The organism is Ectopseudomonas khazarica, from assembly GCF_004521985.1.
GTDB classification, from domain to species: domain Bacteria; phylum Pseudomonadota; class Gammaproteobacteria; order Pseudomonadales; family Pseudomonadaceae; genus Aquipseudomonas; species Aquipseudomonas khazarica.
The window spans coordinates 69,216-87,236 of the sequence record NZ_SBHZ01000016.1; the positions used below are offsets into that span (position 1 = coordinate 69,216).

The following is an 18,021-nucleotide window of genomic DNA, read 5'->3' on the forward strand; positions in this document are numbered from 1 at the left end:
ATTAGGATGGCTTCGAACCCACGAAGAATCCCACGAGGATCACCCCATGAAAAACCTTATGACTGCCGCCGCCCTCTCCCTCAGCACCCTGCTCGCCGCTCAGGCCTGCCTGGCCGAAGAGTCGCCCGCCTTCATCGCTCACCAACAGGCGCAGCTGCAACAGCAGCACGAGACGAATGCCGAGCGCCACGCGCAATCGACCCACGCGCAGCAGGCCGACCAGCAGGGCTGAAGTTCCCGCTCCACCCGGCGCTGGCCTCCTCCCCTGCTCCTGGCCAGCGCCCCTCGGGCCGGCACGCCGGCCCTCTTTAGCACCACCTTCAGTACCCTATCGAGGTCATCATGAAAGCGATCGCCTGCCTGCTGGCGCTGGGTTGCAGCATCGACCTGGCCCAGGCCGAAACGGCCGAGCACTATCACTACGGCATGCAACTGGATATCGCCCGGATCGTCAGCCAGACCCTGCCCCAGGGCTGCGACGTCGGCGAAGCCCGCCTGGTCTACCTGGACTCCCAGGGCGAGCGACACACGCTGATCTATCAGCGCATCGGTGAAAACTGCAACGGCTGACCCTCCCTCCCGCAACGGGCACACGCAGCCCGTCACCCCGCCCCGGCAAACTCATCCGCGCGGTCTACCCTGAAAGAACGGCAGCCCTGCCGAACGGGTACAACCCTGGTTGCACCTGAAGCAGGCCGACCCGCGCTCGCCCGGCTGCCAGGCCGCGACCCAGGCCGCGTCGCTGCGTGCACCCTTGAGGTGCAAGAGCAGCGGCCCTGACGTTCGTCGCCGCGGAGCATTTATTGGTTGCACCTGGTTGCACCTTGCATATTCTCAGGTTTAATCTCCCGCAGCTTTTCTGTTGCCCGCCATCCCTGGCAGCAACCCTTCGGGCCGTCGCAGGCGACGTCAAAGATTGCCCAGGCAATTTTTCTACCGTGCATAACCTGATAACAAGTAGGACTCCTCATGGCTACCACCACCCTTGGCGTAAAACTCGACGATGCCACCCGCGAGCGCTTGAAGAAGGCCGCCCAGCAGATCGACCGCACTCCGCACTGGATGATCAAGCAGGCAATCTTCAACTACCTGGAGCAGGTCGAGAGTGGTCTGACGCCCGCCGAGCATGCCGGCCTGGCCGCAGCCGCCGGTGAGGAAGCCCTGGAGTCGCTGAGCGAACAAGGCCTGCAGGTGTTCCTCGACTTCGCCGAGAGCATCCTGCCGCAGTCGGTGCTGCGCGCCGCTATCACCAGCGCCTATCGCCGCCCGGAAACCGAAGTGGTGCCCATGCTGCTGGAGCAGGCGCGCCTGACCAGGGAGCAGGCCGAGGCCTCGCAGAAGCTGGCCCTCGGCATCGCCGAGAAGCTGCGCAAGCAGAAGAACGCCAGCGGCCGCCAGGGCCTGGTGCAGGGCCTGCTGCAGGAGTTCTCGCTGTCGTCGCAGGAAGGCGTGGCGCTGATGTGCCTGGCCGAAGCGCTGCTGCGCATCCCGGACAAGGCCACCCGTGACGCCCTGATCCGCGACAAGATCGCCAACGGCAACTGGAGCCAGCACCTGGGCCAGAGCCCGTCGATGTTCGTCAACGCGGCGAGCTGGGGCCTGCTGATCACCGGCAAGCTGGTCTCCACCCATAACGAAGCGGGCATGACCTCGGCGCTCAACCGCATCATCGGCAAGAGCGGCGAGCCGGTGATCCGCAAGGGCGTGGACATGGCCATGCGCCTGATGGGCGAGCAGTTCGTCACCGGCGAGACCATCGCCGAAGCCCTGGCCAACGCCGCCACCCTGGAAAGCAAGGGCTTCCGCTACTCCTACGACATGCTCGGCGAAGCCGCGCTGACCGAAGAAGACGCCAAGCGCTACCTGGCCTCCTACGAGCAGGCCATCCATGCCATCGGCAAGGCCTCGCATGGCCGTGGCATCTACGAAGGCCCGGGCATCTCGATCAAGCTCTCGGCCCTGCACCCGCGCTACAGCCGCGCCCAGTACGAGCGCGTGATGGAGGAGCTGTACCCGACTCTGCTGAGCCTGACCCAGCTGGCCAAGCAGTACGACATCGGCATCAACATCGACGCCGAGGAAGCCGACCGCCTGGAGCTGTCGCTGGACCTGCTCGAGCGCCTCTGCTTCGAGCCGAGCCTCGCCGGCTGGAACGGCATCGGTTTCGTCATCCAGGCCTACCAGAAGCGCTGCCCGTACGTGATCGACTACGTCGTCGACCTGGCCAAGCGCAGCCGCCACCGCCTGATGATCCGCCTGGTCAAGGGCGCCTACTGGGACAGCGAGATCAAGCTGGCCCAGGTCAACGGCCTGGAAGGCTACCCGGTGTACACCCGCAAGCCGTACACCGACGTGTCCTACATCGCCTGCGCACGCAAGCTGCTGGCCGCGCCGGAAGCCATCTACCCGCAGTTCGCCACGCACAACGCCCACTCGCTGTCGGCCATCTACAACCTGGCCGGGCAGAACTACTACCCGGGCCAGTACGAGTTCCAGTGCCTGCACGGCATGGGCGAGCCGCTGTACGAGCAGGTGGTCGGCAAGCTTGCCGATGGCAAGCTGAACCGCCCGTGCCGCATCTACGCGCCGGTGGGCAGCCACGAGACCCTGCTCGCCTACCTGGTACGCCGCCTGCTGGAAAACGGCGCCAACACCAGCTTCGTCAACCGTATCGCCGACCACAGCATCTCGCTGAAAGACCTGGTGCTGGACCCGGTGGTCCAGGTCGAGCAGATGGCCGCCCAGGAAGGCACCATCGGCCTGCCGCACCCGCGCATCCCCATGCCGCGTGACCTGTACGGCCAGCAGCGCCTCAACTCCGCCGGCCTCGACCTGGCCAACGAACACCGCCTCGGCTCGCTGTCCTCGGCACTGCTGTCGACCGTCAACCACAGCTACCTGGCCGAGCCGATGCTGGGCTGCGATGGCGCAGCCCCGGGCGAGCCGGAGCCGGTACGCAACCCGGCCGACCACCGCGACCTGGTCGGCCACGTGCGCGAAGCCAGCATCGCCGACGTCGACAGCGCCATCCTCTGCGCCATGGCCAGCGGGCAGATCTGGCAGTCCACCCTGCCGGCCGAGCGCGCCGCCGTGCTGGAACGCGCCGCCGACCTGATGGAAGCCGAGCTGCAGCAACTGATGGGCCTGCTGGTGCGCGAATCCGGCAAGACCTTCGCCAACGCCATCGCCGAAGTGCGCGAGGCCGTGGATTTCCTGCGCTACTACGCGATCCAGGCGCGCAGCTTCGGCAACGACAGCCACCGCCCGCTGGGCCCGGTGGTGTGCATCAGCCCGTGGAACTTCCCCCTGGCCATTTTCAGCGGCCAGGTCGCTGCGGCGCTGGCCGCCGGCAACACCGTGCTGGCCAAGCCGGCCGAGCAGACCCCGCTGGTCGCTGCCCAGGCCGTGCGCATCCTCCTCGAGGCCGGCGTGCCTGCAGGTGCCGTGCAGCTGCTGCCGGGCCGTGGCGAAACCGTCGGTGCGCGCCTGGTGGGTGACGAGCGCGTGCGTGGCGTGATGTTCACCGGCTCCACCGAAGTCGCCGGCATCCTCCAGCGCAACATCGCCGGCCGCCTGGATGCCCAGGGCCGTACCATTCCGCTGATCGCCGAGACCGGCGGCCTCAACGCCATGATCGTCGACTCCTCGGCACTGACCGAGCAAGTGGTGATGGACGTGGTGGCCTCCGCCTTCGACAGCGCTGGCCAGCGCTGCTCGGCCCTGCGCGTGCTGTGCGTGCAGGATGACGTCGCCGACCGCGTGCTGACCATGCTCAAGGGCGCCATGGCCGAGTACAGCCTGGGCAACCCGGAGCGCCTGAACACCGACATCGGCCCGGTGATCGACGCCGAAGCCAAGGCGGGCATCGAGACCCACATCCAGAAGCTGCGCGAGAAAGGCCGCAAGGTCACCCAGCTGGCGCGCGCCAACGGCGAAGAGATCAAGCGCGGCACCTTCGTCGTGCCGACCCTGATCGAGCTGGACAGCTTCGACGAAATGAAGCGCGAGATCTTCGGCCCGGTGCTGCACGTGGTGCGCTACCAGCGCGCCGACCTCGGCAAGCTGCTGCAGCAGATCAACGACAGCGGCTACGGCCTGACCCTCGGCGTGCACACGCGCATCGACGAGACCATCGCCCAGGTGGTGGGCACGGCCAAGGTCGGCAACCTGTACGTCAACCGCAACATGGTCGGCGCCGTGGTCGGCGTGCAGCCGTTCGGCGGCGAAGGCCTGTCCGGCACCGGCCCGAAAGCCGGCGGCCCGCTGTACCTGTACCGCCTGCTGTCGACCCGTCCGCAGGAAGCCGTCGCCCAGTACCTGCAACAGGCCGACGTGCAGACCCTGCCCGCGCCGAGCGAGCTGGACAAGCTGCGCGCCGCCTTCGCCGAGTGGGCAGGCCAGCAGGAGCCGGCCATCGCCGCCCTGTTCGAGCAGTACCGCAGCCTGTCGCAGAGCTACAGCAGCCACCTGCTGACCGGCCCGACCGGCGAGCGCAACAGCTACACCCTGCTGCCGCGCGAGCACGTACTCAACCTCGCCGACGAGCGCGGCGACCTGCTGGCCCAGCTGGCCGCCACCCTGGCAGTCGGCAGCCGGGCGATCTGGCTGGAAAGCCAGCGCGCGCTGTACAGCGAACTGCCGAAGGAGGTGCAGAAGCACATCCAGCTGGTGGCCGACTGGAACAGCATCGACGTGGAGCTGGATGCCATCCTGCACCATGGCGATTCCGACCAGCTGCGCGCGGTGAGCGAGCAGGCTGCGCAGCGCAAGGGCGCCATCATCGGCGTGCACGGCCTGAACAAGGGCGAGACCGACATCGCGCTGGAGCGCCTGCTGGTCGAACACGCCCTGAGCGTCAACACCGCGGCGGCGGGTGGCAACGCCAGCCTGATGACCATCGGCTGATCGCCGGCGTCATCACCGAGTCGCACCGTGGAAAGCCTGCTGAAAGCTTTCCACGGCATGCTGCAACCACGGCGCGACTGCCTGCAGGGGCTACCCGCCCGGCGCCGTGTTCCTTCCCGATAGGCCTCCGGGCCCGCGCACGCCTACCCGGCAAGCGCACCAGGCGGGGTCACCCACCCCGCCTGCCCTCCCCACGCATGCGAAAAGTTTTCATTTCGCCATCATTGCGCTGTCAAGAAAACTGACTAGTGTCTGATCAGGCTGACGCCTGCAAAGCGTCGCACCGAGCTGCAGTCCTGCCTCGTCGCACGTGCTCGACAACGCCTGAAACAGGGATGTGCGTTGACGAACCTGGTCCATTGATTCAAGTCAGGATGCTGTGCTCGTCAAACGCGCTCAATACCAATGTCCCCACGTGACATGGAGGTAATTGAGATGTCTGATTCGACGCAAAAACTCCGCCTCGGCGCCCTGATCGCGCTGGTGGTCGGCTCCATGGTCGGTGGCGGTATCTTTTCCCTGCCGCAGAACATCGCCGCCAGCGCCAGCGCCGGTGCCACCCTGATCGGCTGGCTGATCACCGGGGTCGGCATGCTCACCCTGGCATTCGTCTTCCAGACCCTGGCCAACCGCAAGCCCGAACTCGATGGCGGGGTGTACGCCTACGCCAAGGCCGGTTTCGGCGACTACATGGGTTTTTCCTCGGCCTGGGGCTACTGGATCAGTGCCTGGATCGGCAACGTCAGCTACATGGTGCTGCTGTTCTCCACCCTCGGCTACTTCTTCCCGGTATTCGGCGAGGGCAACACCCTGCCGGCGGTGATCTGCGCCTCGATCCTGCTGTGGCTGCTGCACTTCCTGGTGCTGCGTGGCATCAAGGAAGCGGCCTTCATCAACACCGTCACCACCATCGCCAAGATGCTGCCGCTGGCGCTGTTCATCATCATCGCCGCCATCGCCTTCAAGCTCGACGTGTTCACCAGTGACTTCTGGGGACGCGGCAACAGCGACCTGGGCAGCGTGATGGACCAGGTGCGCAACATGATGCTGGTCACCGTCTGGGTGTTCATCGGCATCGAGGGGGCGAGCATCTTCTCGGCCCGCGCCGAGAAGCGCAGCGACGTCGGCAAGGCCACGGTGATCGGCTTCGTCGGCGTGCTCCTGCTGCTGGTCCTGGTCAACATCCTGTCGCAGGGCATCATGGCCCAGGCCGAGCTGGCCGGGCTGAAAAATCCGTCGATGGCCGGCGTGCTGGAGCAGGTGGTCGGCCCCTGGGGTGCGCAGCTGATTTCCATCGGCCTGATCGTCTCCCTGGCCGGAGCGCTGCTGTCGTGGACACTGCTGTGCGCCGAGATCCTCTTCGCCAGCGCCCGCGACCACACCATGCCGGAGTTCCTGCGCAAGGAGAACGCCAACCACGTTCCGGCCAACGCGCTGTGGCTGTCCAACGGGCTGATCCAGCTGTTCCTGATCATCACCCTGTTCAACGCCTCCACCTACCTCAGCCTGCTGTACCTGGCCACCTCGATGATCCTGGTGCCCTACTTCTGGTCCAGCGCCTACGCGGTACTGCTGGCCGTGCGTGGCGAGACCTACGAGAACGCCGCCGGCGAGCGCAACAAGGACCTGCTGATCGCCCTGGTTTCCACCCTGTACGCGGTCTGGCTGCTGTACGCCGCCGGCGTGCAGTACCTGCTGCTCTCGGCCCTGCTCTACGCCCCAGGCGCGATTCTCTTCGCCAAGGCCAAGCACGAACTGGGACAACCCATTTTCACCGGCGTCGAGAAGCTGATCCTCGTCGCCGTACTGATCGGTGCCGCCATTGCAGCCTACGGGCTCTACGACGGTTTCCTGAGTCTCTAGGAGAAGGAGTTCTTTCATGAGCAAGAAACCCCTCGGCGTTCATTCCGAAGCCGGCAAACTGCACAAGGTAATGGTCTGCTCGCCGGGCCTGGCGCACCTGCGCCTGACCCCGGCCAACTGCGACGAACTGCTGTTCGACGACGTGATCTGGGTATCGCAGGCCAAGCGCGACCACTTCGATTTCATGACCAAGATGCGCGAACGGGGCGTCGACGTCGTGGAAATGCACAACCTGCTGGAAGAGACCATCGGCAACCCCGAAGCGCTGAAGTGGATTCTCGACCGCAAGATCACCGCCAACAGCGTCGGCCTCGGCCTGCTCAGCGAAGTGCGCGATTTCGTCGAAGGCCTGGAGCATCGGCGCATCGCCGAGTTCCTCATCGGTGGCGTCTCCGGCGCCGACCTGGCCAGGCACAAGAACTCCGAGGCGGCGAAGATGTTCAACGCCTACCTCGGCGAGTCCAGCTTCATCTTCCCGCCGCTGCCCAACACCCAGTTCACCCGCGACACCACCTGCTGGATCTACGGCGGCGTCACGCTCAACCCCATGCACTGGCCGGCACGCCGCCAGGAAACCCTGCTGGCCAGCGCCATCTACAAGTTCCACCCGGACTTCGCCGGCGAACAGTTCGACATCTGGTATGGCGACCCGGACAAGGATCACGGCTCGGCCACCCTGGAAGGCGGCGACGTCATGCCCATCGGCAACGGCACCGTGCTGATCGGCATGGGTGAGCGCACCTCGCACCAGGCCATCGGTCAGGTCGCCCGCGCGCTGTTCGCCAAGGGCGCGGCGGACAAGGTGGTGGTGGCCGGGCTCGGCAAGTCCCGCGCCGCCATGCACCTGGACACCGTGTTCAGCTTCTGCGACCGCGACCTGGTGACCATCTTCCCGGAAGTGGCCAACTCGATCGTGCCCTTCACCCTGCGTCCGGACGAGAGCCGCCCTGGCGGAGTCGACGTGCGCCGCGAGGAAAAATCCTTCCTCGACGTGGTCGCCGAATCGCTCGGCCTCAAGCAACTGCGCGTGGTGGAGACCGGTGGCGACGCCTATGAAGCCGAACGCGAGCAATGGGACGACGGCAACAACGTGGTCTGCCTGGAGCCCGGCGTGGTCATCGGCTACGACCGCAACACCTACACCAACACCCTGCTGCGCAAGGCCGGGGTCGAGGTCATCACCATCAGCGCCAGCGAGCTCGGGCGTGGCCGTGGCGGCGGCCACTGCATGACCTGCCCGATCATCCGCGACCCCATCGATTACTGATCGAGCCGGCCCCGGCGGCCATCCGCCACCGGGGCGTTCGACCGCCCACAAGGAGAGAGAACCATGGCTTTCAACATGCACAACCGCAACCTGCTCAGCCTGATGCACCACAGCACCCGGGAGCTGCGCTACCTGCTCGACCTCTCGCGCGATCTCAAGCGCGCCAAGTACACCGGCACCGAGCAGCGACACCTGCAACGCAAGAACATCGCGCTGATCTTCGAGAAAACCTCCACCCGCACCCGCTGCGCCTTCGAGGTGGCCGCCTACGACCAGGGCGCCAACGTCACCTACATCGACCCCAACTCCTCGCAGATCGGTCACAAGGAAAGCATGAAGGACACCGCCCGCGTGCTCGGGCGCATGTACGACGCCATCGAGTACCGCGGCTTCCACCAGGAGATCGTCGAGGAGCTGGCGCAGCATGCCGGCGTGCCGGTGTTCAACGGCCTCACCGACGAATACCACCCGACGCAGATGCTCGCCGACGTGCTGACCATGCGCGAGCACAGCGACAAGCCGCTGCATGACATCGCCTACGCCTACCTGGGCGATGCACGCAACAACATGGGCAACTCGCTGCTGCTGATCGGCGCCAAGCTCGGCATGGACGTGCGCATCGCCGCTCCCAAGGCCCTGTGGCCGAGCGACGAGCACGTCGCCGCCTGCAAGCGCTTCGCGGAAGAGAGCGGCGCGCGCCTGCTGCTCACCGAAGACCCGAAGGAAGCGGTCAAGGGCGTGGACTTCGTGCACACCGACGTATGGGTGTCCATGGGTGAGCCGGTGGAGGCCTGGGGCGAGCGCATCGAGGAACTGCTGCCCTATCAGGTCAACGCCGAGATCATGAAGGCCGCGGGCAATCCACGGGTCAAGTTCATGCATTGCCTGCCGGCCTTCCACAACAGCGAGACCAAGGTCGGCAAGCAGATCGCCGAGCAGTATCCGCACCTGAAGAACGGCATCGAGGTCACCGAAGAGGTCTTCGAGTCGCCGTGGAACATCGCCTTCGAGCAGGCGGAAAACCGCATGCACACGATCAAGGCGATCCTGGTCGCGACCCTGGCGGATATCTGACAAATGGCACCTGCAGGATAGGGCTTGCCAGCAAGCCCGATCCTGCGCAAAGCCGGGCGCCCAGGCGCCTGGACCAAGGAGAACAGTATGCGACTCGTCATCGCTCTGGGCGGTAACGCCCTGCTTCGTCGCGGCGAAGCCATGACTGCGCAAAACCAGCGTGACAACGTGCGCGTTGCCTGCCAGCAGATCGCCAAGGTCGCTCCCGGCGTCGAGCTGGTGATCGCCCACGGCAACGGTCCGCAGGTTGGCCTGCTGGCCTTGCAAGGCAACGCCTTCGACGCCGCCAACCCGTACCCGCTGGACGTGCTCGGCGCCGAAACCGAGGGCATGATCGGCTACATGATCGAACAGGAGCTGGGCAACCTGCTGCCCTTCGAGGTGCCCTTCGCCACCATCCTCACCCAGGTCGAGGTGGACAGCGTCGACCCGGCGTTCAAGCACCCGACCAAGCCCATCGGCCCGGTCTATGCCCGGGAGGAGGCCGAGCGCCTGGCCGCCGAGAAAGGCTGGAGCATTGCCCCGGATGGCGACAAGTTCCGCCGCGTGGTGGCCAGCCCACGGCCGCAGCGCATCTTCGAGATCCGCCCGATCAAGTGGCTGCTGGAAAAGGGCAGCGTGGTGATCTGCGCCGGCGGCGGCGGCATCCCGACCATGTATGACGGCGACCAGCTGCGCGGCGTCGAGGCGGTGATCGACAAGGACCTGTGCTCGGCGCTGCTGGCCGAACAGCTGAATGCCGACCTGCTGGTGATCGCCACCGACGTGGACGGCGCCTACGTCGACTGGGGCAAGCCGAGCCAGAAGGCCATCGCCGAAGCCCATCCCGATGCGCTCGAAGACCTCGGTTTCGCCGCCGGCTCCATGGGGCCGAAAGTACAGGCCGCCTGCGAGTTCGCCCGCAACACCGGCTGCGTCGCGGTGATCGGCTCGCTGGAAAACATCGAAGCCATCGTCCAGGGCCGCTCCGGCACACGCATCAGCATGGCCTGCGACGGCATCGTCCATCGCTGAAGGAGGACCGCAGCATGTTCACCCCCGGCCACCTGCACCGTGACAACCTCGACCGCCCCGACGCCTTGCGCCACATCCCGCCGTTCTCGGTCGACTTCTACTACGAAGTACGCCAGGACCCGCAACAGGGACCGATGCTGCACATGCGCCTGGCCGGCAACGTACGCGGCAAGCCGTTCGAGGAGGAGTTCGAACTGCACCGCGACGTGGCCTTCAATTTCGCCAGCGTGGCCACCCGCGCCGCCGCCCGCCATGGCCTGCCCATCAACGCCAGCCCGGTGATGCGCGGCCATGACGAGTACGACAAGGTGTTCGCCGACATCCGCGCCAAGCTGCACACCCGGCCAGGCGAACCGGTCAACCTCGACCACGTGCTCTGACGCCCCCTCGGGCACCGGCGCGGCGTCCCTTGGGGGCAGTGCACTCGGCGATGGGCGTCACGCCTGCATCGTCCAGCCGTGCACGCCCATCGCGGCCTGGCGCCCGGCTTCCGAGCGGGTCGGGTGCGGGTGGCAGGTCAGGGCGATGTCCTCGGCCGAGGCGGAGAACTCCATGGCGACGCAGTACTCGCCGATCAGCTCGCCAACGCTCGGGCCGATCATGTGCACGCCGAGAATCTGGTCGGTGTCGGCATCGGCGATGATCTTCACGAAACCTTCGGTCTCGTGGTTGATCTTCGCCCGGCTGTTGGCACTGAAAGGGAACTTGCCGACCTTGTACGCACGCCCCTCGGCCTTCAGTTCCTCCTCGCCCTTGCCGACGCTGGCCACTTCCGGACGGGTGTAGATCACCCCGGGGATCACCCCGTAGTTGACCTCGGCCGCATGCCCGGCGATGCGCTCGATGCAGGCCACCGCCTCGTCCTCGGCCTTGTGCGCCAGCATCGGCCCGGAGGTGACATCACCGATCACCCAGACACCGGGCACAGCGCTGTGCTGCCTGTCGTTGCCGAGCATGCCGCGCTGGTCGGTAGCGAGCCCCACGCTCTCCAGCCCCAGGCCACGGGTGTAGGGGCGGCGACCGATGGCCACCAGCACGTAGTCGGCGTCCAGGGTCTCCTGCACCCCGCCGGCAGCCGGCTGCAGACTCAGGCTCACGCCGCGCTTGTCCGAACGGGCTGCCGTGACCTTGGTGCCGAGCTTGAAGCTCATGCCCTGCTTGCCCAGGGTGCGCTGCAGCGTCCTGGCGGTCTCGCCGTCCAGGCCGGGGCAGATGCGATCGAGGTATTCCACCACCGTGACCTGGCTGCCCAGGCGACGCCATACCGAGCCCAGCTCCAGGCCGATCACCCCGGCACCGATCACCACCAGGTGCCGGGGCACCTCGGGCAGCGACAAGGCGCCGGTGGAATCGAGGATGCGCTGGTTGTCGATCTCGACGCCCGGCAACGGCGTCGGCTCGGAACCGCTGGCGATGACGATGTTCGTCGTCTCGAGCAGGCGCTCGCCGCCCTCGTGCAACCTGACCTGTACCCGTCCGGGGCCGTCGATGCGCGCCCAGCCCTTGACCCATTCCACCTTGTTCTTGCGAAACAGGAATTCCACGCCCTTGGTCAGCGCTTCGACGCTGTCGGCCTTCTGTTTCATCATCTGCTTGAGGTTGAGCGTCGGCGTGACCTCCACGCCGAGGGCACTCAGTTCGCCGGCGGCCGCCGCTTCGTATAGCTCCGAGGCATGCAGCAGCGCCTTCGAAGGCATACAGCCGACATTCAGGCAGGTGCCTCCCAGGGTTTCGCGCCCCTCCACGCACGCCACCTTCAACCCCAGTTGCCCGGCACGGATGGCCGCGTTGTAGCCGCCAGGGCCGGCGCCGATGATGACTACGTCATAGCTGCTCATAGCTTTTTCCTCGGATCAGGGAAGTTTGCCGGCCAGCGCAGTCGTGACGACCGGACGTGCCCGCAAGAGATGGAAGAGTAGAAACGCCAGGCCAGCGAACAGTGCATTCAAGGCAACCATAGGCCAGGCCGAGCCATCCTGCAGGGCCCCCAGCAGCAACCCGGCCAGGGTCGCACCGGCCATCTGCGAAAAACCCATCAGCCCCGCCGCCAGCCCTGCGCGCTGCGGGTTGGGAATCACCGCCCCGGCCACGGCAGCGGGCAGCAGCATGCCGCCACCCAGCGTCACCAGCACCTGAGGCAGCGACAGCCCCAGCAGCGACAGACCGAACGCCAGGTAGATCAGCAGCGTCAGCAAGGCGCCCACCAGCACCAGGCCGACGCCGATGCCCACCACCCGCAGCGGCCCCAGGCGCTGCACGTTGCGCAGGGTGAACAGCGCGCCGCCGAGCAGGCCGGAAACGATCAGGGCGAAGGTCAGGCCGTACTGCGCGGCGCTCAGCCCGAGCAGACCGATGTAGACCGACGACGAGCCGGCCACCACGACGAACATCGCGCCGTAGGTACAGGCGATGGTCAGCGCCAGCGCGCGGCAACTCGGCAGCACCTGCAGGTAACTGGCCAGCAGGCCCCTGAGGCGGCCGGCCTGCGGGTCCCGCTGCAGATGGGTCTCGCGGTAGCTGAACAGGGTCGACAGCAACGCCAGGCCGCCCAGCCCCAGGGTGGCCAGCAGCGGTGCGCGCCACCCGCCGTACTGGGTCAGCAGGCCGCCGATCACCGGCGACAGGACGATGGCGGCGAACATCCCCAACACCGTCAGCGCCAGGGCCGGCCCCGCCTGCTCCTGCCACACGTCGCGGACGATGGCGCGTGCCAGCACCAGCGCCGCGCAGGCGCCCAGGCCCTGCAGTACGCGCATGCCGATCAGCACCTCGATGTCTGGCGCCAGCAGCATGCCCAGGGTCGCCAGCAGGTACAGGCTCAGCCCAGCGAGCAGCACCGGCCTGCGCCCCAGCCGGTCGGACAGTGGCCCCATCAGCAGCTGGCCCAGGCCGAAGGCCGCGACGAACAGCGAGAGCGCCAGCAGGCTGCTGCCGGGCTCGGCGTGCAAGCCACGCTCCAGCTCACCCAGCGCGGGGATCAGCAACTGCGTGGAGGTCTCCCCCAATGCCGTGAGCAGCATGAGGATGAGCAACAGAATGCGGGAAGACTGCATGGCAAGGCTCCGAGTGACAACGACTGGCGGCTATTTATATTTCGACCATAATATGAAACATTGAATGTCGTCCATCATATTTATCAGGAGTCGTCATGACCGCTTCATCCCGAGATGCCCGCCTCGCCACCTGGATCGCCGAAGAACAGGCGCTGCGCAGCCAGCTCGCCGCCCCTGGCACGCTGAGCCTGGCCGAAGTCGCCGCGATGGCGCCGATGGATTTCTTCGACGGCATCGGCCGTGGTGACCTGCCCTCGCCGCCGATCAACGCCGTGCTCGGCTTCACCCCCGTGCACTGGGCCAATGGCCTGTTCGTCTTCCAGGGCGCGCCCGACCCTAGCCACTACAACCCACTGGGCAGCGTGCATGGCGGCTACATCGCCACCCTGCTCGACTCCTGCATGGGTTGCGCCGTGCATACGCTGCTCAAGCCGGGCCAGGGCTACACCACCGCCGACCTGCGGGTGAGCTACATTCGCGCCTTGCGCAGCGAAGCCGGTCCGGTGCGCGCCGAAGGTCGCATCATCCATGTCGGCCGCTCCACCGCCCTGGCCGAAGGGCGCCTGTACGATGTCGACGAGCGCCTCTACGCCGTCGCGTCCACCACCTGCCTGATCCTCGACATGAACACGGCGCGCCAGAGCGACGACGCGCGTGTAAGATGACAGCCAGCATCTGAAACACGGGACAGCCCATGCGCTATTCGGAAGATCACAAGGCCAAGACCCATCAACGCATCATCGAGGAAGCCGCCCTGCGCTTTCGCCGTGACGGCGTGGGGGCAACCGGCCTGCAACCGCTGATGAAGGCGCTGGGCCTCACCCATGGCGGCTTCTACGCCCACTTCAAGTCCAAGGACGAGCTGGTGGAAACCGCTCTGCAGCACGCCGTGCAGACCCTGGCGAGCAGCCTGCAGCAGGCACCTGAGGAAAGCGGCTCGCCGCTGCGACGGCTCATCCAGCGCTACCTGTCCGATGCCCATCGCGCCAACCCGGGCGCCGGCTGCCCACTGCCGACCATGTCCGCGGAGCTGGGGCAACGCGGTGAGCCGAGCACGACCACCGACGCGATGGTGCTCAACCGCCTGGCGCTGATCGAGCAGGGTCTGGACGGTGACGACGCCGCAGACGAAAGCGTGCTGCTGCTCTCGGCCATGGTCGGCGCGCTGCTGCTGTCGCGCAGCGTCAAGGACCCGGAACTGTCCGACCGTCTGCTGCACACCACGCGCGCGAAGCTGCTGGAAAAGGCCGCCAGCCCGAGCGAATGAGGCTTGGCCGGGCGCCAGTCCGACACCCGGCCACCCCGTCACTTGTAGCGTGCAGCCGCCTGGTTGTGCGAAAGATTCGGCCCCAGCGCCGCGCGGGCGCCGACGAAGGCATCCCAGTCGGCCGCATCGGGCAGTGAAGGAATGGTCACCAGTTCCTGCTGATCGAAGCCGGCCAGTGCCGCATCGACCATCTCCCCCACCTCCATGATCATCGACGGCGGCAGTGCCGAGGCGTCGGTGCCACTGCGTTCCCAGATCTCGGTGCGGGTCACGCCCGGCATCACCGCCTGCAGCTGAACGCCAGCGCCGCGCAGCTCGCCCGCCAGGGTCTGCGTCAGGCTCAGCACATAGGCCTTGGTCGCGCTGTAGACGGCGTTGAACATCTCCGGCGCCAACGCCACCACAGAGCCGAGGTTGATGATGCCGCCGCGCCCGGCTGCGGAGAAATTGGCCGCAGCGGCGGCTGCCAGACGGGTCAGCGCGACCACGTTCAGCTGGATCATGGTTTCCGCCTGGTCCAGATCGGCGGCGGCCAGCGTACCGTTCATGGCCACCCCGGCGTTGTTCACCAGCAGCGTGATGCGCGAGTCCTCACGCAGGCGCTGCTCCACCGCAAGCACGTCGCTCTTGCGCGTCAGGTCGGCGGGCATGACCTCGACCGCAACCCCGTACTCGGCCCCCAGGCGCCTGGCCAGGTCACCGAGGCGCTGGGCGTCGCGCGCCACCAGCAGCAGGTCATGGCCGCGACACGCCAGGCGCTCGGCATAGGTGGCGCCGATGCCTGAAGAGGCGCCGGTAATCAGGGCGGTTCCGCGAGTGGCCGGGGTATTCATGGTGCATCTCCTGGGTGTGTGATGAGCGAGAGAAGAGCCTCTCACCTTTTAGATTATGGTCATAATTTAATATTTATATTAAGACCATAATCAAACTAATCAAGCACATCCCGGCCAACGCACCACAGCGTCCGCCAGACGGTCGCGCACCAAGTTATGGCCTTTTTTGTCTTCTCGGTCAGAAAACGGTGCAGAGAAAACCCTCGAACGCACCCGGAAACCACGTCTATCCGATTGATTTGAAAAGGGTATTGCCAGACACGAGAATTGGCGCCGTTTTTGCTCTGACAGCACCAGCCTGACCAGGCGGACAGGTTCACGAAGTACCGGGAGCGCCCCTTGATGTCGCGACAGGACGCCCCGTACACCGTCCGCTGGATCGGGCAGGCCAGAAAAAATCATAACGACACGTCTCAACCACCAGGAGCTTCCATGAATCGCACCCTTTCTTCGCTGCTCGTCGCGGGCGGCATGCTGGCCGGCGGCCAGGCCATCGCCGGTGACCTGCTGCAGTGGCAGAACAACAGCCTGACCTACCTCTACGGCCAGGACTTCAAGATCGACCCGGAGATCCAGCAGACCGTCACCTTCGAACACGCCAGCGGCTGGAGCTTCGGTGACCTGTTCCTGTTCGTCGACGTGATCAAGTACAACACCGATGCGACCAACGGCGCGGGTGATGGCCACACTTTCTACGGCGAATTCAGCCCGCGTTTTTCCCTGGGCAAGATCAGTGGCGCCGACCTCTCCTTCGGCCCGATCAAGGATGTGCTGATCTCCACCACCTACGAGTTCGGCGAGGATGATGTCGATGCCTATCTGATCGGCCCGGCCGTCGACCTCGACATTCCCGGCTTCGACTACTTCCAGCTCAACACCTACCTGCGCACCCCGGATGGCGATCGCGCCGGCAGCAACGTCTGGCAGATCACCCCGGTGTGGAGCTACACCATTGGCGTGGGCGAATCGGACATCGTCATCGATGGTTTCATGGACTGGGTGGTGGACAACGACAGCAACCGCCGCGGCGACTACCACGCCAACCTGCACTTCAACCCGCAGATCAAATACGACCTGGGCAAGGCGCTGAAGTGGGGCGAGAAGCAGCTGTACGTCGGCATCGAGTACGACTACTGGAAGAACAAGTACGGCATCAAGGATGGCGGCTACGTCAGCGACAACTTCGTCGGCCCGACCGACCAGAACACCGCCAGCCTGCTGGTCAAGGCGCACTTCTAGAGCGCACGCTCGTGCGAGCCTGGCCAAGGTCGCAGGGATTTGCGACCTTCCGCCAATGCACGCCACCGCCCTGACGTGCTTAGCTGCCTGACATCACCCGCCGTTGCGACAAGGATGGACGATGTCACCGCGCACCCTGCTGCTCACCTCTCTCGCCATGCTGGCGTTCGCCGGCAACTCGTTGCTGTGCCGCCTGGCCCTGCGCGAAACGGCCATCGACGCCGCCAGCTTCACTGCCGTCCGCCTGCTGGCCGGTGCATGCGCGCTGTGGCTGCTGCTGCAACTGCGCCAGAACCGGCAAGCCCCGGCTGGCAGCTGGGCCGGCGCCGTGGCGCTGTTCACCTATGCGGCTGCGTTCTCCTTCGCCTACCTGCAGCTGGACACCGGCGTCGGCGCCCTGCTGCTGTTCGGCGCAGTGCAGTTGAGCATGCTGTTGTGGGGGTTGCTGCGCGGCGAACGCCTGGGGCTTTGCGCCCGTCTCGGCACCGCCCTGGCCACGGCCGGCCTGCTCGCCCTGCTGCTGCCCGGTGCCAGCGCACCACCACTGCTGGCGGCCTTGCTGATGCTGCTGGCCGGGGTCGCCTGGGGCGCCTACTCGCTGCTCGGACGCGGCCAGGGCAACCCGCTGGCGGTGACGGCCGGCAATTTCCTGCGTGCCACGCCCCTGGCGTTGCTGCTGGCGCTGGCCGTGCTGCCGCAGCTGAACTGGGATGGGCCGGGGCTGTTCTACGCGCTGCTGTCCGGCGCCCTGACCTCCGGCGTCGGCTACGCCATCTGGTACAGCGCCTTGCCCGGCCTGCACGCCAGCCAGGCCGCCACCGTGCAACTCAGCGTGCCGATTCTCGCCGCCCTCGGCGGCAGCCTGTTGCTCGGCGAAGCGCTGACCCTGCGCCTGCTGCTCAGCGCCGTTGCCGTGCTGGGCGGTATCGCGCTGGTGCTGAGTGCGCGGCAACGCGCCGGGAGCTAATGCCGCGCCCGGTGGTCTTCTATCCTGAACGCATTCACGTCCAGAGAAGATCGCCATGCCCCGTCTGCTCCGCCTTTGCCTGATCACCCTGCTCGCCGCCGCCCTGGGCGCCTGCGCCAGCCTCGGCAATCATGATCCGCTACGGGTCGACCTGGTCGGCCTGGAACCGCTGCCAGGCCAGGGCCTGGAGGTCCGCTTCGCAGTCAAGCTGCGGGTGCAGAACCCCAATGACAGCGCCGTGAGCTTCAACGGCATGGCCCTGGATCTGGATGTGAACGGCCAGCCGCTGGCCAGCGGCGTCAGCGACCAGAGCGGCAGCGTGCCGCGCTTCGGTGAGACGGTACTGAGCGTACCGGTGAGCATTTCAGCGTTTTCGGTGATGCGCCAGGCCTGGGGGGCGGCCGGCTACCGCCCCGGCCAGGAAGTGCCTTACGTGCTGCGTGGCAAACTGGCCGACGGCCTGTTCGGTACCCGCCGCTTCAGTGACAGCGGGACCCTGAACTGGCCACAGCCGCCAGGCGCCTACTGAGGCAGGCGCC

16 protein-coding genes are annotated in these 18,021 nt (G+C 66.4%); 13 read left to right on the forward strand and 3 right to left on the reverse strand.

Annotated elements, in window-relative coordinates; translation table 11 throughout:
* Nucleotides 1–46: 46 nt before the first annotated feature.
* The 8 genes from EPK82_RS19515 (at nucleotide 47) to EPK82_RS19550 (ending at nucleotide 10,503) form a co-directional block, all read left to right on the forward strand.
* The gene (locus EPK82_RS19515; protein ID WP_134677734.1) at nucleotides 47–232 is read left to right on the forward strand and encodes a hypothetical protein; all 186 of its coding nucleotides are present in this window, start codon (nucleotides 47–49) and stop codon (nucleotides 230–232) included.
* A gap of 110 nt (nucleotides 233–342) precedes the next feature.
* Nucleotides 343–570 carry a DUF2790 domain-containing protein gene (locus EPK82_RS19520; protein WP_047588005.1) on the forward strand — a complete coding sequence of 76 codons (228 nt, stop codon included), beginning with the start codon at nucleotides 343–345 and terminating at the stop codon, nucleotides 568–570.
* A gap of 399 nt (nucleotides 571–969) precedes the next feature.
* Nucleotides 970–4,905 (forward strand): trifunctional transcriptional regulator/proline dehydrogenase/L-glutamate gamma-semialdehyde dehydrogenase, encoded by a 3,936-nt coding sequence (gene putA, locus EPK82_RS19525; RefSeq protein ID WP_134677735.1) that lies wholly within the window; start codon nucleotides 970–972, stop codon nucleotides 4,903–4,905.
* Nucleotides 4,906–5,340: 435 nt separating this feature from the next.
* A complete protein-coding gene (gene arcD, locus EPK82_RS19530) occupies nucleotides 5,341–6,768 on the forward strand; it encodes an arginine-ornithine antiporter (RefSeq protein WP_134677736.1) in 1,428 nt (475 codons plus the stop codon).
* 16 nt (nucleotides 6,769–6,784) lie between these two features.
* Entirely contained in the window at nucleotides 6,785–8,035 is a 1,251-nt protein-coding gene (gene arcA / locus EPK82_RS19535; RefSeq protein WP_134677737.1) for an arginine deiminase, read from the forward strand.
* A 63-nt stretch (nucleotides 8,036–8,098) separates the two neighbouring features.
* Nucleotides 8,099–9,109 carry an ornithine carbamoyltransferase gene (locus tag EPK82_RS19540; RefSeq protein WP_037046943.1) on the forward strand — a complete coding sequence of 337 codons (1,011 nt, stop codon included), beginning with the start codon at nucleotides 8,099–8,101 and terminating at the stop codon, nucleotides 9,107–9,109.
* Between the two features lie 87 nt (nucleotides 9,110–9,196).
* Nucleotides 9,197–10,123, forward strand: a complete 927-nt coding sequence (arcC, locus tag EPK82_RS19545) for a carbamate kinase (protein WP_134677738.1) — start codon at nucleotides 9,197–9,199, stop codon at nucleotides 10,121–10,123.
* Between the two features lie 14 nt (nucleotides 10,124–10,137).
* Entirely contained in the window at nucleotides 10,138–10,503 is a 366-nt protein-coding gene (locus tag EPK82_RS19550) for a DUF5064 family protein (protein ID WP_037046939.1), read from the forward strand.
* 57 nt (nucleotides 10,504–10,560) lie between these two features.
* Here EPK82_RS19550 and lpdA read toward each other — a convergent pair whose 3' ends face one another.
* Nucleotides 10,561–11,961: a dihydrolipoyl dehydrogenase gene (gene lpdA, locus EPK82_RS19555; RefSeq protein WP_134677739.1), complete on the reverse strand. Its 1,401-nt coding sequence runs from the start codon at nucleotides 11,959–11,961 to the stop codon at nucleotides 10,561–10,563.
* 15 nt (nucleotides 11,962–11,976) lie between these two features.
* Complete coding sequence (locus EPK82_RS19560) at nucleotides 11,977–13,176, reverse strand: MFS transporter (RefSeq protein WP_134677740.1); 1,200 nt, start codon at nucleotides 13,174–13,176, stop codon at nucleotides 11,977–11,979.
* 95 nt (nucleotides 13,177–13,271) lie between these two features.
* On the opposite strand from EPK82_RS19560, the gene EPK82_RS19565 reads away from it, so the two are divergent.
* The gene (locus tag EPK82_RS19565; protein WP_037046936.1) at nucleotides 13,272–13,841 is read left to right on the forward strand and encodes a PaaI family thioesterase; all 570 of its coding nucleotides are present in this window, start codon (nucleotides 13,272–13,274) and stop codon (nucleotides 13,839–13,841) included.
* Between the two features lie 29 nt (nucleotides 13,842–13,870).
* Nucleotides 13,871–14,443 (forward strand): TetR/AcrR family transcriptional regulator, encoded by a 573-nt coding sequence (locus EPK82_RS19570; protein ID WP_134677741.1) that lies wholly within the window; start codon nucleotides 13,871–13,873, stop codon nucleotides 14,441–14,443.
* A 38-nt stretch (nucleotides 14,444–14,481) separates the two neighbouring features.
* Here EPK82_RS19570 and EPK82_RS19575 read toward each other — a convergent pair whose 3' ends face one another.
* Nucleotides 14,482–15,276 (reverse strand): SDR family NAD(P)-dependent oxidoreductase, encoded by a 795-nt coding sequence (locus EPK82_RS19575; protein WP_134677742.1) that lies wholly within the window; start codon nucleotides 15,274–15,276, stop codon nucleotides 14,482–14,484.
* A gap of 432 nt (nucleotides 15,277–15,708) precedes the next feature.
* Here EPK82_RS19575 and EPK82_RS19580 point away from each other — a divergent pair, with 432 nt between their 5' ends.
* The 3 genes from EPK82_RS19580 to EPK82_RS19590 all read left to right on the forward strand — a co-directional run bounded on the left by EPK82_RS19580 (nucleotide 15,709) and on the right by EPK82_RS19590 (nucleotide 18,011).
* Complete coding sequence (locus tag EPK82_RS19580) at nucleotides 15,709–16,515, forward strand: outer membrane protein OmpK (RefSeq protein ID WP_047588025.1); 807 nt, start codon at nucleotides 15,709–15,711, stop codon at nucleotides 16,513–16,515.
* 121 nt (nucleotides 16,516–16,636) lie between these two features.
* Nucleotides 16,637–17,482 carry an EamA family transporter gene (locus EPK82_RS19585; RefSeq protein WP_134677743.1) on the forward strand — a complete coding sequence of 282 codons (846 nt, stop codon included), beginning with the start codon at nucleotides 16,637–16,639 and terminating at the stop codon, nucleotides 17,480–17,482.
* A 55-nt stretch (nucleotides 17,483–17,537) separates the two neighbouring features.
* Complete coding sequence (locus EPK82_RS19590; RefSeq protein WP_037046928.1) at nucleotides 17,538–18,011, forward strand: LEA type 2 family protein; 474 nt, start codon at nucleotides 17,538–17,540, stop codon at nucleotides 18,009–18,011.
* The last annotated feature ends 10 nt before the right edge of the window (nucleotides 18,012–18,021 follow it).